This is a genomic window from Mesorhizobium norvegicum (assembly GCF_004919685.1).
Lineage (GTDB): Bacteria > Pseudomonadota > Alphaproteobacteria > Rhizobiales > Rhizobiaceae > Mesorhizobium > Mesorhizobium norvegicum.
Window position 1 is genome coordinate 96711 of sequence record NZ_SMYZ01000073.1, and the last position, 15638, is coordinate 112348.

The 15638-nt window shown below is 61.0% G+C and carries 7 protein-coding genes and 5 pseudogenes; 9 read left to right on the forward strand and 3 right to left on the reverse strand.

Annotated elements, in window-relative coordinates; all coding sequences use genetic code 11:
- Window positions 1–7: 7 nt before the first annotated feature.
- Window positions 8–1360, reverse strand: a complete 1353-nt coding sequence (locus tag FCU66_RS28990) for an ATP-binding cassette domain-containing protein (protein ID WP_246094070.1) — start codon at window positions 1358–1360, stop codon at window positions 8–10.
- Window positions 1361–1467: 107 nt separating this feature from the next.
- Between FCU66_RS28990 and FCU66_RS28995 the strand changes: the two genes are divergently transcribed.
- The 3 genes and pseudogenes from FCU66_RS28995 to FCU66_RS42895 form a co-directional block, all read left to right on the forward strand.
- Entirely contained in the window at window positions 1468–2463 is a 996-nt protein-coding gene (locus tag FCU66_RS28995) for a LysR substrate-binding domain-containing protein (protein WP_136620860.1), read from the forward strand.
- A 777-nt stretch (window positions 2464–3240) separates the two neighbouring features.
- A pseudogene (locus tag FCU66_RS42890) lies at window positions 3241–3519 on the forward strand (DUF5996 family protein); the annotation flags it as partial.
- Between the two features lie 81 nt (window positions 3520–3600).
- A pseudogene (locus FCU66_RS42895) lies at window positions 3601–4072 on the forward strand (transposase); the annotation flags it as partial.
- A 212-nt stretch (window positions 4073–4284) separates the two neighbouring features.
- Here FCU66_RS42895 and FCU66_RS29005 read toward each other — a convergent pair.
- Window positions 4285–4491 (reverse strand): annotated as a pseudogene (locus FCU66_RS29005) (transposase); the annotation flags it as partial.
- Between the two features lie 397 nt (window positions 4492–4888).
- On the opposite strand from FCU66_RS29005, the gene trxA reads away from it, so the two are divergent.
- From trxA to FCU66_RS29035, 6 genes and pseudogenes are all read left to right on the forward strand, one after another.
- Window positions 4889–5209, forward strand: coding sequence for a thioredoxin (gene trxA / locus FCU66_RS29010; protein ID WP_136620859.1), 321 nt, complete (start codon window positions 4889–4891; stop codon window positions 5207–5209).
- 300 nt (window positions 5210–5509) lie between these two features.
- Window positions 5510–10723: a shikimate kinase gene (locus FCU66_RS29015; protein WP_136625458.1), complete on the forward strand. Its 5214-nt coding sequence runs from the start codon at window positions 5510–5512 to the stop codon at window positions 10721–10723.
- Window positions 10724–11020: 297 nt separating this feature from the next.
- Window positions 11021–11965: pseudogene (locus FCU66_RS29020) on the forward strand (DUF4158 domain-containing protein); the annotation flags it as partial.
- A 211-nt stretch (window positions 11966–12176) separates the two neighbouring features.
- The gene (istA, locus tag FCU66_RS29025) at window positions 12177–13727 is read left to right on the forward strand and encodes an IS21 family transposase (protein WP_136620858.1); all 1551 of its coding nucleotides are present in this window, start codon (window positions 12177–12179) and stop codon (window positions 13725–13727) included.
- A gap of 16 nt (window positions 13728–13743) precedes the next feature.
- Window positions 13744–14520, forward strand: coding sequence for an IS21-like element helper ATPase IstB (gene istB / locus FCU66_RS29030; protein WP_136620857.1), 777 nt, complete (start codon window positions 13744–13746; stop codon window positions 14518–14520).
- Between the two features lie 99 nt (window positions 14521–14619).
- Window positions 14620–14885 (forward strand): annotated as a pseudogene (locus tag FCU66_RS29035) (NUDIX hydrolase).
- Between the two features lie 479 nt (window positions 14886–15364).
- Here FCU66_RS29035 and FCU66_RS29040 read toward each other — a convergent pair.
- Window positions 15365–15638: ATP-binding protein (locus tag FCU66_RS29040; RefSeq protein WP_281285552.1), on the reverse strand; the 274-nt coding region annotated here is incomplete at its 5' end.

A 15638-nucleotide genomic window follows, 5' to 3' on the forward strand; every position in this document is an offset into this window, starting at 1 on the left:
TCCCGGATCAAGCCGTAAATGTCATGCTTGGTGCCGATGTCGACGCCCCGCGTCGGCTCTTCCAGCACCACCATCCTGAGCGGCAACCCAAGCCAGCGTGCCACGAGAAGCTTTTGCTGGTTGCCGCCGGACAGCGAAGCGGCAGGTCCCAGATCGAGGCGGCTTTCAACTTCAGCGCCGAAACGAGATCGCGACATTCCTGCCTCTCCGCCGCGGCAACGATCCGCCGCCTCTCGCGAACCCTGCGTGCTGCAAGCACGTTGTCGACGATGGGAAGCTGAGAAAGGATGCCCTTGGTTGCCCGGTCGCCCGAGACGAAGCCAATGCCTGCGCGCGCCGCTGCCGCTGGAGACGAGAACCGGTCGGCAAAACCCTCTCTGGAAAGGCGCCAGCCAGCTCCAAGCCCGGCGCCCACAAGGGGAGCTATGAGACCGGTCGGACCCGCGGGTGCGCCGGCCAGTCCCAGGATGGTGCCAGACGAAATCGCGATCCTGACATCTCCAGGGCCAAGGAGTTCGACGGGGGCGCCCTGTCGGCGGCGTTTTTGCGGGTTGCGGTGCATTGCCGGACCCTGTGCGGGTTGTCCCATCTGCTGGACGATCTCGGCGTCGCTAAGCAGGGCAAGTGACGTGGCATTGGCGATCGTGACGCCATCGCGCAAAATCGTGCAGACATCGCAGAGCGCGCGGATTTCCCGCATGCGGTGAGAAACAAAGACGATGCCGATGCCTTCCTCGTGCACCAACCGCTTGAGCACCCAGAAGAGTTTGGCTGTCTCGCCGGCGGTGAGGTTGGCCGTGGGCTCGTCGAGAAGCAGGACTTCCGCTCCAGTGGAAAGGGCACGAGCGATCTCGACAATCTGGCCTTCATGAAGCGACAATTTGCGTGCTGGCAGATCGATGATCTCTTCGCCGATCGCCGGGTCGATCAGCTGGAGCGCTCTAAGGGCAATTTCACGCATGCGGCGACGGCTGATCTGCGACGAGCCCGACCTTGCATGTACGATGCCGATGTTTTCCGCGACCGACAGCTCGGGCAACAGCGCCAGCTCCTGATGCACCACCGCGATGATCGGGCTGGTGCGGCCGGCCTTCGACGAGGCGACGTTAATTTCGCCGGCATCGCGTGATGTCAGCCCCGTGATGATGCGGATGAGAGTGCTTTTGCCGGCGCCGTTACCGCCCAGGAGCGCGTGGATTTCGCCAGCCCGGACCTGAAAGCTTAAACCCCGTAGGACACGGGTTGCGCCATAACTTTTTTCGACATTGGCAGCTTCGATCAGGGGCTTCCTGGTCGATACCTGTCCAACTCCCGGCACGTTGCCGGCGCTACCCAAGCTTTGGGTTGAACCCGGTTCCATCCTGTATCTCCTCCCGAGACGACAGGATCATGCGACTGATTGACATTCGGCTCAATTCTCGTTTCTTAACATTCTGTGTAGCTGAACTTAACTAACTGACCAGAAAGATGTCGGATATCAAGTTCAATTCGATGACCCATTTCGAGGCCGTCGCCCGGCTCGGCGGCGTGGCAAAGGCTGCGCAGGAGTTGCAGGTGACACCTTCAGCGGTCAGCCAGCAACTGCGGTTGCTCGAACACCAACTCGGCGTGCGGCTTTTCCAGCGAGAAAAGCGCCATCTCTCGCTGACCATCGACGGCGAACGACTTTTCCAGACCACGACCCAGGCCTTCGAATCCATTCGTGAGGTGCGAAACGCCATTGTTCGCCAGCGCGAAAGCTTCCAGCTCAGCCTTCGCGTCAGTCCTTCTTTCGGCGAGAAGTGGTTGGCGCCCCGGTTGGCTGAATTCAGCAAGGACTATCCGAGCTGGAACCTGCGAGTGGACGCGACGCCCAATTTCTCGGACTTCGAAACCGAGGTCATCGATCTCGATCTTCGTTATGGCGACGGCGGCTGGGCTGGCCTTTATTCGGATTGCGTCGTCAACGACCTCATCCTTCCCATGTGCTCGCCATCCTATCTGGCCGAGCTGCGCGAACTGTCAGTCGATCCACGCGAGCAGCTTCGTCATGCGAGACTGATTGACAGCGTGAAGGCCTATTTCCGCTGGGACTATTGGCTGCCGCGCAACGGCATCCAGGGTGCTCGGATGACCTACCCTTATCGTTTCGACCGTTCATCGATGTCAGTTCAGCTGGCGAAGGACGGAGCAGGTGTCGTCCTGGAAAGCACGACAATCGCGTTCGAGGATCTCGTGTCGGGTTCCCTGGTGCCGGTATCGACCGAGTTCGACGTCATTGAGTTTCCCGGCTATTGGCTGGTCTGTCCTTCCAGGCACATGAACCGGCGCGCGGTTCGCTTGTTTTCCGATTGGGTATCTCGGGTTGGCCAGCGCGACACCGATCGCGCACGTCAGTTTTTGTCGGAGAGCGGGCTGCATATATCGTTCGAACGACGCCCTCATTTTGGCACGCCGGATGACAGAGCGGCAACGATGTCGTGATCAGGATTTCAGAAGAGAACTGGTGGTCTTTCGCTTGTATCGTTCGGCATAATCGAGGCAGCTCTCGGCCCTCCCGCGAAATTTCAGATCAGGCGTACTGGCACAGCCTTGCGCTTGTGGCCTCCGGTCGCACGTTGCAGATCGCAGCGAAGGTCGACCGGATTTTCGCAGCCTCATCGACACCGTGGCAGGGTCTAGGCCACAGCGAAGCAATCTTTTGAAATGCGACGCTTGAAATCGGTCAATATGCGCATTGGGCTCACCCGCCCAGGCGGAATCCAAGCGGGGGAAATCTGGACTTAGTTCTAAGCGGTTAGCGCTGGCCGACGGCCGCTCAAGCCAACAGAAATACCAACAAAATTCTTCTGTGGATTGGTTCTGTTCCCGAATATTGCCATTCCCCCAGCCCCATCGCTCCTGAACCTTATCTCTGGGGCCGATCCGACTATTTCCGAGTTTGGCTCGGATTGTCTCCTCGATTGCTTTCACAAATCGGGAGAGCCTCGAACGATCGCCGTCACCGAAGTGTTTGCCGGTCCGACTGCGCAGGAGCTCGCGGCCTCGTTCATCGTCAGTCCGATCATGCACCATTTGGGCGTATCCAGGTGCCTAAGAACGCAGGCTGCGGTCAGGTCGGGACCTGTAAATGGGGCGCAAAATGGATCGATTCTCTATTCACGGCGGAGACATGGAGTGAGACATGGATGAGAGGTGGCCTGATATCCCATATCTGCCGTGGCGCGATACAGCCCTGCGCTGCAGCTCTACGCACAGATCGTGCGCAAATATCGGCTCGCGCGAACACCGTGGGTGAACCACTCATGGCATGCGATGTTCTACCCGAACGCCCGTGGGTTCACCACCGGCCTGGTGCCGGATAGCGTGGGTGAGATCGAGTTGAGCTTCGACCTTGTCGATCACCAGCTTGTCGGTACATCCACCGATGGACGGACAGCACGCGTCGCATTCGCTGATCGAGCGGCCCTATGACAGCGAGGCTGTCGCGCGGTCTTTAGGGCGTTCATATCAGTGTCGGTAGTGCTCCAAAGGTTCCGGGCCTCATATTTGGGCAAAGTCAGCCCCGTTCATCTCTTCTGGGGTAGCTTCGGGTATGCGTCGCATTCTTGCATCTACACGTTCGACGAGCTGCGGCAGATGGAGCTGCGGATTGCTGAAGTCAACCGCGAGGCGATTGCCTTTCAAAGCGATACCGCACGTCGATTAATGACTATCCCGGGCATTGGTCCACTCGCGGCGAGGGCGCTTTTGGCAGCAGCTGGATCTGCCCGACAGTTCAAAGAGGCCCGCGATATGGCAGCTTGGGTCTTGTTCCCAGAGAATACTCTACGGGAGAGAAACGAAGCTGTTGGGAATAAGCAAGCGCGGCAACCGATATCTGCGCCGGATGATCATCCATGGCGCCCGCTCCTGCGTGACACACCTTGATCGCTCGCGATATCACCTTGGCGCCTGGCTTGATGGACTTCAGGCACGCATGCACACTAACAAGGTCACCGTCGCCTTGGCGGCCAAGATTGGGCGGATCGCATGGGTAGTGATGACTAAGCCCGGCGCAAGCTACGAACGGCGGGATCCGGCCTCTAGCTGATCCCATTTGTTCCAGACTGCGAGGCTCGTGAAAGTGAGGACGAGACAGTCGATCGGCGCGCCATAAGCCCTGTGCAAAAAAGCGGGTTGTGAGCCCGACCATTTATTTGGGAACCGCACGGGCGGATCTCATCATGGCCTGGCCGCGACAGCGGCCCACTTGCAAGAGGCCGGATACATTTGTGCAGACTGCATCGTCCTGATCGAAACGACCCTTACACAGGGCGGGTCAACATTTTTTGAAAGCAGCTCGCGAAGGGCGGCCGCGTCGAGCATCTGCTCAGCCAGAAGCTTCTTCAGCTTCGCGTTCTCCTTTTCCAAGGCCCTCAGCCGCTTCGCCTCGGAAACGTCCATGCCGCCGAATTTGGCCTTCCAATTGTAGATCGTCGCTTCGGAGATCCCATGCTTGCGAGCCAAGTCCAGCATGTCCGATCTATCCATATTACGAGTGTAACCCGTTTCGACGTTGACGCTTCAGAATTTTGGATCTTCATTAAAGGACACGCTCAAATCGGCGCATTCGATATTGAACGGAGGTCCACGTGCCGCTCGGAAAACTTACATCATCTCACCCGAGGTTCAGTCAAAGTGGAAACAGCGTTCGGCTATCACGTGGATTGAGTACGCTTCTTGATAACGGCGGGTATTTTGCCGCTTGTGAAGCAGATACTTCCCCCCCGGATCCCATTGCTCTCGGTCACGGCGAGAAATATCTCGATCTTGCCGATCAGGATCAGTGTCGGGTCCAACTTGAAGCCGGAACTTCAGCTCCGGTAGAGGAAGCGCAAACTGGAGCGGCCGATGAGAAGGAGCAGCCATGGCTACCGTGAAAGTCGATATAAATAACTTCCAGTCGGAAGTTCTGGAATCCGCAGCACCCGTCGTCGTCGATTTCTGGGCCGAATGGTGCGATCCCTGCAAGATGATTGCTCCGAGCCTCGAGGAAATCTCCGTCGAGATGGAAAGCAAGATCAAGGTCGCCAAGCTCAACATCGATGAAAACCCGGAACTCGCCGCCCAATTGGGCGTGCGCTCCATTCCGACGCTCGCGATCTTCAAGGGCGGCGAAGTGGCCGATTTCTTGGTCGGCGCCAAACCGAAGACAGCTCTTTTGAACTGGATTTCGAACGCTGCCTGATCGATATCGCTCAATCTGTACCGCAATGAAAAAACCGTAGATTCTCCCCGTAAAGCGGTAGGGTTCACAGTGATTTACGGGCCTTTGTACAGGGCTCAGCCCTTTGAGCTTCAGCCTGATGTCGAAGCGATCGAGTGGCGAAGAAGCTTTTCATTGCGGCGTTGTCGAGGCAGTTGCCGCTGCGTGAATGCTGCGGCTTTCAAGCATGCCGTTGCAGTCTCGCGTGACCGCCCTCAAACCAATGATGCCCTGTTGTTCACAGGCTTTAGGCGATGCGTTTTGCTGGATCGGAGAGGGAATATGGGCAGCACCGGAGAGTTGGTCGGACAAGAAGGGCGTCCTGATAGCGAAGGAGGCCCGCATCGCATCTCCGACGCAATGTCGGACCAGCATAAGGCGCGCGAAGACCAGCATAAGGCGCGCGAAGAGACGCTTGCCATCGCCGGCGCGGTGGTTGCCCGCGACGGCAATCTCGACGGATTTTCGGATTCAGAGTTGGCCGATTTGGTGAACGGCTTCAGCAGATGGCCGGACCAGCAGAAGACGCGCGAAGCGACTGTTGCCATCGCCGGCGCGGTGGTTGCCCGCGACGGCAATCTCGACGGATTTTCGGATTCAGAGTTGGCCGATTTGGTGAACGGCTTCAGCAGATGGCCGGACCAGCAGAAGACGCGTGAAGCGACGGTTGCCATCGCCGGCGCGGTGGTTGCCCGCGACGGCAATCTCGACGGATTCGCGGATCAAAAATTGGCCAATCTGGTGAACGGTTTCGGCAAGTGGCCGGAAGAAGAAAAAGCACGCAAGGGGATCGTTGCCATCGCCGGCGAGCTCGGTTCCAAGGGCCGTCGTTTCACTACTTTCAGCACGCCTGCGCTAGCCAGGATCGCCAACGGTCTGTCGCGCGGTATCGAGGAGGGAGAGACCGCCGGCGAGGTCGCGGAACCCGCCTTGCTGAAGGACCGGCTGCATCAGCTGGCGCACTACCTCCAATATGCCGAGGATCGGCTGCAGCAGGCCGATGTCCATGCCATCGCGAGCATATTCAAGGCGTTGGGCAAGGCGCAGTTGTCGGACGATTTCGGTGCGCTGGCACAGCGGGGGCTGGACAGGCTCGAGGTGTTACGTGCCGCTCCCGGGTTTAAGCTCGACAACAACCTCGAGACGATGGGCAATCTTTGCGCCTCCCTGCTGCCACTAGCTCGCAGCCCGAAGCCGATGTTGCGCTGGCACCGCAAATCGACGCTGAACCTGCTCAACGCCATCCAGCCGGTGGTGGAACACAAGATCGATGCCCATCTCAAACGAGGCCAGGCCGAGCGCACCAGCGACGCCAATTCAAGCCGCTGCCCGGCGCTTTCGATCTATCAGGTGCTCAAGACCCGGGCGGTGCTGGAGACGCTCTATCGGCGGCCCTATGTCGACGGCGACGAGCGCGCCTTGCAGGCCAGGCAGGAAGAGCTGCACGGCAAGACCAGGCAGATCCTGGACAGTTCCCGCGCCCTCATCTACGCCGACCTTTCCCACATGAGCTGGAGCGTGATCGCCGAGATCGAGGCGAAGGAGCCGCTCGAAGCGCTCGACACCTTCATGGCGCAGAACGCATCGATGATCCAGGCCCAGCATGCAGCCGCCAGCTTCGATGTCCATGGCGTCCTTCAGGCCATGGACCACGAGCCGAAACCGCCGCAAGGCGATGCCGGACTGATGCGGCTGCCGGTGGTCGACATGCAAGGCCGGCCGCTGGCCAGCGAAGCCGAGTTGCGATATTCCATTTTCCACCGCTTGACCTCGGGCTCGGTGAAGGTGTTGGCGGTGCAGCTAAAGGGAACTCCGACTGGCGCCATGCTGACACGCACGTTCACCGTGGAGGGCGTGCCCTACCGCATGGACCTGTTCGGCGGCAGCAAACTGAAGCCGCCGCAAAAGAGCCTGAACCAGCTTGCCTCTCACCTGCCCTTCACGGCCGCAGAGGCCCCAAGCGGCAAGCTTTTGGCGATCCCCTATGCCGAGACGGCTCCGGGTACGGCCTTTGAGCAGCTGTCGCGGGACTGGGCGCCGTTCAAGGAAGCCTATTACTATACCCAGCGCCGCGGATTTGCTGCGCCGCCGGGCATCCCCGACATTGGCCCGCATGATTATGCGCTGGAAGGGTGCTTCAAGCTGTCCCTTCTGCCCGACCGCCCCGCAGGAGCAGTGCATCCCTTCCGGTTAGAGGGGCGAGACGGCGAGATCGCCTTGCGGCCGCATGACGGCTGCGGCTTCATCAGGGCCTCACTGGCCGAGCGCATGCCGTCCATTGCCCGGGCTCGCCACGACGCTCCCGAGCGGATGCCTGCCTATGCCGATAAAAAGCAATCGGCGGTACCGCCCTCGGCGCTGCAACATTATCCGCGCAGCGTCGAGGTGGCACAGGAGACCCGCGAGAAGGCTCTGGCTTGGCTCGAAACCCATCAAAGCCTCACCGCCGAGGAGCTGTTCCGGACGGTCACGGGCGGGCATATCGAGGGTCCGGGCGCTATCGCCGTGCCGTCCAGCGACGAATGCCTGCATGTGCCGACCGGCAAGAGCAAGACCTTGACCCGTGACGCTGGCGTGCTTGTCGGACGCTCCCCCTATGACAAGCCCAACCTGCGCCCGTTCGCCGCCGACCGGGTCAGGTCGGCGCGCGATGGCGATCGGACCGCGGCGTTCCTGGATCGGTGCGTGGCCTTCCAATACAGCTTCAACGTCGCGCACAGGTCGGGGGCTGGGCTTGCCGCCGACGACCCGACCTTCTTTGCCAAAGGCATCTTGATCGTTGTGCCCGACGAAATGTGGCCAGCGGCCTTCGCCGAGCGCGGGGTGGTGATGTCTGCCGAGGACGTAAAGTGCCATTCGCGCTGGCTGGAGAAAAAGGACCGGGTCAAGGCCGACACCGCGCTCGAGTGCGTCGGCATCCTGCAGGCGACGGAGGTGTTCGCGCCCGGCTCTTTGGTTGCGGTTCCGAGCGTCGAACAAAAAATGCTCGACGGCGATTTTGACGGCGACCCGGTCGTCATCATCGGCGACCAGCCTCGTCTTTACGAGCATGTGCGCCAGTTCGACGCGCAGCTGCAGGCGCGCGGCATCGCCTCGATGAAGCCGCCGAAGTCGCACACGCCGGCCATTGAGAAAGGCGGCTACCAGTTCAGCCGGTCCAAGCAGATCCTGTCGGCCACCGGGCTGGTGCTGGAGACCTACAGCTGCCTGCAGCGCGACCTGCTGGCGCAGCCGCTGGAGGCGCAACGCTGGTTTGCCGAGCGTGCCATCTTCGGCACCTACGAGGGAATTCATCATGAGCTCAAGGCCGACATCCGCGCACTGTTGCAGGAAGATCGGCCAGATGGCCAGACCCTCCGTGACCTCATCGCCAGGGCGGGGGAAGACAGAAAGGCCGCCAGGCATCCGGTGGCCTGCGAACTGGCCGGGTTGCTAGTGGCTGAGCTCCAGGACTGGAACCTGCAGCTCAATAGCGAGCCGGCTCATGAGCAGTCGGACGTCAAGCAGCAGTTAGCGCTATCCGTGGCCTCAACCGGCGCGAAGCCTGCCGTCAGCGCCGACGCCGGCGCGCTCTTCCCGCAACTCAGCGAATCCTATCCGGCAACCGCTGACGCCAGGAAGCGCATCGATTTCCTGCTCAACTGCTACCAGCCGCGCATTGATCCGCGGCCCGACGGCTACAAACCGGACGATCTGCATGAAAGCGCCATCAGTCTGTTGAGCGTCGGCATCAAGGTCGGCACTGACGCCTACAAGTCCGATACCGGTGCGCGGATGTTCATGCAAAAAACCACCGGATTGCAGCGGCTCTTGGAGCGGAGGCCGGGCTTCAAGTCGGCGCCCTATGTCAAGGCGCAGGCGGCAAAGCTCCACCAGGGCCTGTTCGACGTCGATGGCAGCCTGGCAAATCTGAAGGACAACCCCACGCTGGCGGCCTCGGTCATGGAGGCCTCGATCAGCCTCGCCGTCGAAAAGCGCATCCTGCCCAGCGCCTTAGCAATCTCGGCCGACGACGACCGCGCCAGCAGGATAACGCTGAGCAGCGAACAGGCCCAGGAGCGCGCCAGGCTCGAAGCCGCCCCCGCCGAAGCGCAAGAAAGCGCGATTAACGAAACTGTGCATGCGGTTGCCGAGCTTTTGCGGCAGGACGGCATCGAGGTGAAGGTGCCGCATCTGGATCAACGGTCGCGCGGGCAGGTCTGGATAGCCGACGAGTTGACCGATCAGAGCGTGAACGCGCCGGAGGCCCAACTGGTCACCAATGCCGTGCGCCATGTCTTCGAGATCCCGGACGAGGCTTTTACGCGCGCCTTCAGGAAGGCGGCACTGACCTTCGAGGAGCGGGACTGCAGCGAGGTCGAGACCACCAACTGGTTCATCAGGAAGGAGACGCCGGGGTTACGCGGCGTTCACACGGCGTTCAGAACCGCGCAGAACTATCGCTTCGAGCTCGAGTTCCATACGCCGGCCAGTTACCAGGCCGAGCTCGCGCAGCGCGCGCAGGGCGAATGCAAGGAGGTCCCCATTCCCCGTGGTGCCTGGGAGATATTACACTGGAGCTCGTCAGGAGAAAGCAGGTCGAGGGCGGCAGGGACCTCCAGATCGCCCACCGTCGCAAGACAACAGATTGCGGTCGCTCGCTCGCCGCAAGCCGGCGAGATCCTCGCGGCCCTCGGTACGCGGCCGGTCGTGCTCGTCGGCATGCCGGCGAGCGGCAAGTCGACCATCGGCGCTCAGCTTGCCAAGGAGTTGGGGGTGGAGTTTGTCGACATCGATAAGCGTATCGTCGCCGAGCACGGCAATCTGATGGAGATGTTCGCCGACCCTGACCGCGGCGAGGCGCACTTCAGGGACCTGGAGACCAAAGAGCTCGCCAAGCAGTTGGAGAGAGGGTCCATCGTCATCGCAAGCGGCGGAGGCTGCTTTGGCAAGGAGTCCAATCAAGCCCTGATTCTTAACAAGGCGAGGTCGATCTGGCTCGACACCGATCTGAAAGAGCTCCGCAGGCGCCTCAAGAAGGACACCAGCCGGCCGCTGCTGCAAGGCGCCGACATCGAGCAGAAGGTTGACCAGCTGTACGAAGAGCGCAGTCCGTCCTACCAAAAGGCCGATATCAGGTTGCCCCTCGTCCCGCCCTTTCAAAAAGACAAGAAGGACGCCCGCATTTGCGTGAAGGAACTCTACGCTTTCCTGTGCAGCGACAGAGAAGCCGCTCTGCCCGCTGCCGAGGGTTCACGTGTCTCCGGTGCTTCCGGCACAGCCATCAGCATGTCCCCAACACCGCAGCGCATGCACGATGATCATAACAACGGCTACGATCGCGGGGGCGGCGTCGTGGAAATCATCCAGGCGCCGGCGGCACCATTGAGTGAAGGGGAACGCCCGCCGCCCCTCGACACCCTCACCGCCGACCCGCAGCCTTTGCTGGCCGGCAATAACGCACGAGCGGATTTAGCGTCTTCCACGAGAAGCAGAGAACGCTCAAGAGGACAATAAGCTTTAGCGGCAACAATCAAGGGTTCTTTCGCAGGTTTAGCGCAGCGTGCGGGTTCGCGCCGAATGCTAATAAAAAGTGGGAATCGCATGCATAAGTCGTGAGAAGCCTGATGGCCGAGTTGATGCGGCCTGGATGACACAGGAGGATTCGCCGCACAAAGACGAACCGCCGGTGCCGGGTCGCGAGCCAAATCCTGGTGATAGACCGGGAAGGATCAGCTCCGAGTCTAAACGAGGGCATTACGTTGAAAGTACGCTAAACAACGCGCTAAGGTCGAACGGAGAGTGAACGCCCGGATGCTCGCTGTCGATACGCCATTTGCGTCTTGTACCGTTACGCCGCTTTGGACAGAGGCTTTGCCACGACCGTTCTGGAGTGGAGTGGAAAGTGGCCCGACGAGCGCTTCTCAAAGAACACGAGCGAAAAGCGCTATTCGACATTCCGGTGAAGCCAGTCTGACCCTCCACTATTCTCCTTCGCCGGCCGATTTGATGGAAATCCAGCTACGGCGCCGTGAACACAATCAGCTCGGCTTTGCGATCCAACTTTGCATGTTCAGGTTGTATGCTCGTCGTGAGGAAACCCGCAGCAATCACCTTGCTCACCTCCTGGGTTATTTGCAGAAGCGAAACGCAACAGCCGAAGATCGGCGTGCCGCATTGCTGTCGGCAATCGAGAAAGCCTCAACAACAGACGCGGGTGCTTCGATAGCTGGCGTCATCGCAGCGGAGTTCCGCAATCGAAATTCGCTGCTCCCGGCAGCCAACATCATTGAGCGGATGGGGATCACGGCGCGGGCCATTGCCCGGCGACGGGCAGAGGGGCCACTGATCGAAGCGATACCAGCTGATCGGCTTGCATCGTTGGACGTGTGTTTGGAGGTCGACCCGACGATCAGTCAAACGCGCTTTCATTGGTTGAGATCAGCGTCAGAAGCGCCTGGAGCGTCAAACCTGGTTGGACTGACCGAGCGGATCACGTTTCTGCCGACGCTGGAGATCGACCCCGCGTTACATGTCCGCATTTCTTCGGGACGTTGGGATCAGATGATATACGAAGGCAATGCCACGCCAGCATGGCTGGCCAACGACTTCAACGCCAGCCGTCAGCACGCCCTGATCGTGGCGCAGGTCATCAAACTCGGCCAGAAGCTTACCGATGATTCCGTGACGATGTTTATCAAGTTGATGGGGAGGCTGTTCTCGCAAGCCAACAGCCGCAAGAAGCAGCGGCACATGGACTGACGACACGCCGCCCCTTCGCGTCGATCGCGAAATGCGTGTTTCGGTAAGTCCCGGACGCCGATTTCACTAAGTCCCGGACAGTGATTTCAGTAAGTCGCGGACAGCATTTCCGCTAAGTCCCGGACAGTTTCCGGGGCGGATTTGACGGTCGGTTCTCGGCTGCGCCGTTCTGGCATTTTGACCTCTCACGATGACGTTGAGAGGGGCCATGCCAAGACGGAAGCAAACGAGACAGACGACGGTGAAGGACATCCGAGCGATCTTGCGCCTGACGCATGAGCATGGCCTTTCGGTGCGTGCGGTATCGGAACGGCTGAAGATCAGCAAGACGACGGTTTCGACCTATCTGTTACGCGCGAGCGAGGCGGGGCTTTCGCGTTGGCCGTTGCCGCCCGGCTACGACGACGATGCGGCGCTCGAGCGGCTTCTGTTCCGCCGGATGGGCCGGCCGCCACAGGATCTGAGTGAGCCCGACTGGGCGCTGATCGTCCGGGAGCTGAAGCGCAAGGGCGTGACGCTGACGCTGTTGTGGCAGGAGTATCGCGCTGCCCATCCCGACGGTTACGGCTACACCTGGTTCTGCGAGCACTTCGCCGCTTTCGAGCGTCGGACGAGCGCAACGTTCCGCAATCGGCATGCGGCGGGCGCGGTGATGCAAACCGACTATGCCGGGCAGACGGTGCCGATCATCGATCCTGCTACCGGCGTCATCCACGCCGCCCAGATCTTTGTCGCGGTGCTGGGCGCATCCAATCTGACCTTCGCCTTTGCCAGCTCCAGTCAAAAGCTGCCGGACTGGATCGAGGGCCAGGTACGAGCGCTCGCCTTCTTCGGCGGCGTCACCAGAGCGATCGTGTGCGACAACCTGAAGGCCGGTGTCGTCAAGGCGCTGTGGTTCGAGCCGACGCTCAACGCGACCTTTGCCGCCATGGCCGAGCACTACGACACCACCATCCTGCCGACCCGCAGCCGCAAGCCGCGCGACAAGGCCAAGGTCGAGGGCGCGGTGCTGATCGTCGAGCGCTGGATTCTGGCACGGCTGAGGAATCGATCCTTCTTCTCGATCGCCGAGCTCAACGCGGCGATCGCCGAACTGCTCGAGGAGTTGAACAACCGGCCGATGCGCCATATCGGCCAAAGCCGCCGCGAACTGTTCGAGGAGATCGAGCGGGCTGCCTTGAAGCCGCTGCCGGCGGCACCGTTCGAATACGCCGAGTGGAAGTCGGCGAAGGTCCATCCTGACTACCACGTCGAGGTCGACAAGACCTTCTACTCGGTGCCGCACCGGCTGATCGGGCGCACCGTCGAGGTGCGGCTCACTCATCGAGTGGTCGAGATCTTCCACGATCACCAGCGTGTCGCCAGCCATGTGCGTCGCTCGCAGCGTTCCGGCCATGTCACCGTCAACGAACACATGCCCAAGGCGCACCAGCGCTATGCCAACACCACGCCGGCCAGCCTGATCAGCCGGGCGGCCAGGATCGGCCCCAACGCCGCCGTCCTGGTCGAGCGCATGATGCACGACCGGCCACATCCGGAGCAGGGATACCGCTCGGCCATGGGCATCCTGTCGCTGGCGCCGCGCTATGGGCCGGAGCGTCTCGATGCCGCCTGCGAGCGGGCGCTGCTGATCAACGCGATCGCCTACTCCTCCGTCACCGCCATCCTCAAAGCCGGCCTCGACCGAGCCAGCTCCGCAGAACCGGCAAAGCCGACACCCCAGCACGCCAACATCCGCGGCTCCACCTATTACCAGTGAAGGAAAGGAAGAAAGAATGCTGACGAACCCCACCCTCGACCAGATGCAGGCCCTCGGTCTGGCCGGCATGGCTGCCGCCTGGCGCGAACTGGCCGAACGGAACAACGCCAACGAGCTCAGCCGTGACGAGTGGCTCGGCCTAATGCTCGACCGCGAGGTCGCCATGCGGGCCGACAAGCGCGTCCGGAACCGGCTCGCCTCAGCCAGGCTGCGCTTTCCCGAAGCCTGCATCGAGGACATCGACTTTGCCGCGCCGCGCGGGCTCGACCGGCGCGGCACCATGGCGCTCGCCCAGGGCGAATGGCTGAAGGCGCATGAGAACCTGATCGTCACCGGCCAGACCGGAACCGGCAAGTCGTGGCTGGCCTGCGCCTTCGGCCGGCAAGCGGCACGGCTCGATCATTCCGTGCTCTATGTGCGCGTGCCGCGCCTGTTCGAGGATTTGGCGCTCGCCCGTCTCGATGGCCGCTTCCCACGCCTCATCGACAAGCTCACCCGCGCGCAACTGCTCATCCTCGACGACTTCGGGACCCACTCCCTCACCGACCAGCAGCGCTTCCATCTGTTCGAAATCGTCGAGGAACGCTATCGGCGCAAATCCACCCTGATCACCGCCCAGGCCCCCGTGGCCAAATGGCATGACCTGATTGCCGACCCCACCGTCGCCGACGCCATTCTCGACAGGATCGTCCACAACGCCCACCGCATCGTGCTCCAGGGCGACAGCATGCGAAAGCAAAAAGCCGCGCCCCTCTTGACCGGCGCCGAAAACGGCGAAATCAATCATCCATGAACGCAACAAGGCACCCGAGAACCGACACCGCCAAACTGTCCGCGACTTAATGAAACAGCTGTCCGCGACTTAGCGGAATCACTGTCCGGCTTTTGCGAAATGCGCAGCGAAACGCTGCCTTATCGTCCCTGTGTCGGGTTGATGATCCTCAGTATCGACGGCCTGGTCTGGTCGGGCGCCGCAATGCAGAACAGGACAATGAATATGCCGGTGCAACGCAACTGTGGCAAATGCCGCAAGGCGGCATCGACAAGGGCGAGGAGCCGCTGCNNCGGCCTATGCAGGATCTGCCGGGCCTGATCGTGCCGTTCAAGGGCAAGGTCTATGAGGATGTGGTGGCTGCGTTCCGGCACCTCGTGCAATAGCCTTCCTCAGACCTGGAACCGATTACAGTAAACACGCTCGGCGAGTGCACAAGGGGATAGCGGCGGCGAACGGGATTACTGCCTGCGTCGATCCAGGATTTTCGGAAGGAAAATTTGCGCGTTGGCGTTCCATTCGCTGTGATATTATGCTGGTTACGACCTGCTGCGTGGAGTGTCGCGCATGGCTGTTGGACGGAAAGCCGAAATAGGTCAAAGCGCGTTTGATCCCCTCAGACAACAGAGCGATTCCCTACGGCTGGGGAGCGCCGTCGTTGGCGGAGGGCGCGATTGTCGCATGCGCATTGGTGGTGCGAGAGCCCAATGAAGCGGATGGTAAACGCACCCTTCGTGCCGACCGAAATTCACGTCAACACGGTCCCAGGAGACGCCGGGATGTCCATGGCCGCACTACGCCGACTCTGCCGAAAGTGAGGCTCTAAAAGCCCGGACTTGACGTCGCCATCACATCGCCCTTTTTATCAAAGCCTATTACTCACTCGGGCTGCCGGACAGGATAGTTCAGCACTCAGTCCGCCGCCCTCGTGATCGCGAAGGCTTAATGAAAATTGATGCAGCCGCGCTATGGCTGCGACAAGGCTCAATCCGAGCCCATATCCCGGATCATGGCGGCTGCGGTCGAGGCGATAGAAGCGCCGGAGCACGTTGCCCCGCTCCTCGAAGGGAATGCCGGGTCCCGTATCCCAAACCCGCACGACCGCTGCTGTCGGCGTGCCAACAAGCTCGAGCCCGACC

Bases quoted from the DNA above. Each gene is read 5' to 3' on its own strand.
- FCU66_RS28990 (WP_246094070.1), bottom strand. From the start codon at position 1,360: ATGGAACCGGGTTCAACCCAAAGCTTGGGTAGCGCCGGCAACGTGCCG.
- FCU66_RS28995 (WP_136620860.1), top strand. From the start codon at position 1,468: ATGTCGGATATCAAGTTCAATTCGATGACCCATTTCGAGGCCGTCGCC.
- trxA (WP_136620859.1), top strand. From the start codon at position 4,889: ATGGCTACCGTGAAAGTCGATATAAATAACTTCCAGTCGGAAGTTCTG.
- FCU66_RS29015 (WP_136625458.1), top strand. From the start codon at position 5,510: ATGGGCAGCACCGGAGAGTTGGTCGGACAAGAAGGGCGTCCTGATAGC.
- istA (WP_136620858.1), top strand. From the start codon at position 12,177: ATGCCAAGACGGAAGCAAACGAGACAGACGACGGTGAAGGACATCCGA.
- istB (WP_136620857.1), top strand. From the start codon at position 13,744: ATGCTGACGAACCCCACCCTCGACCAGATGCAGGCCCTCGGTCTGGCC.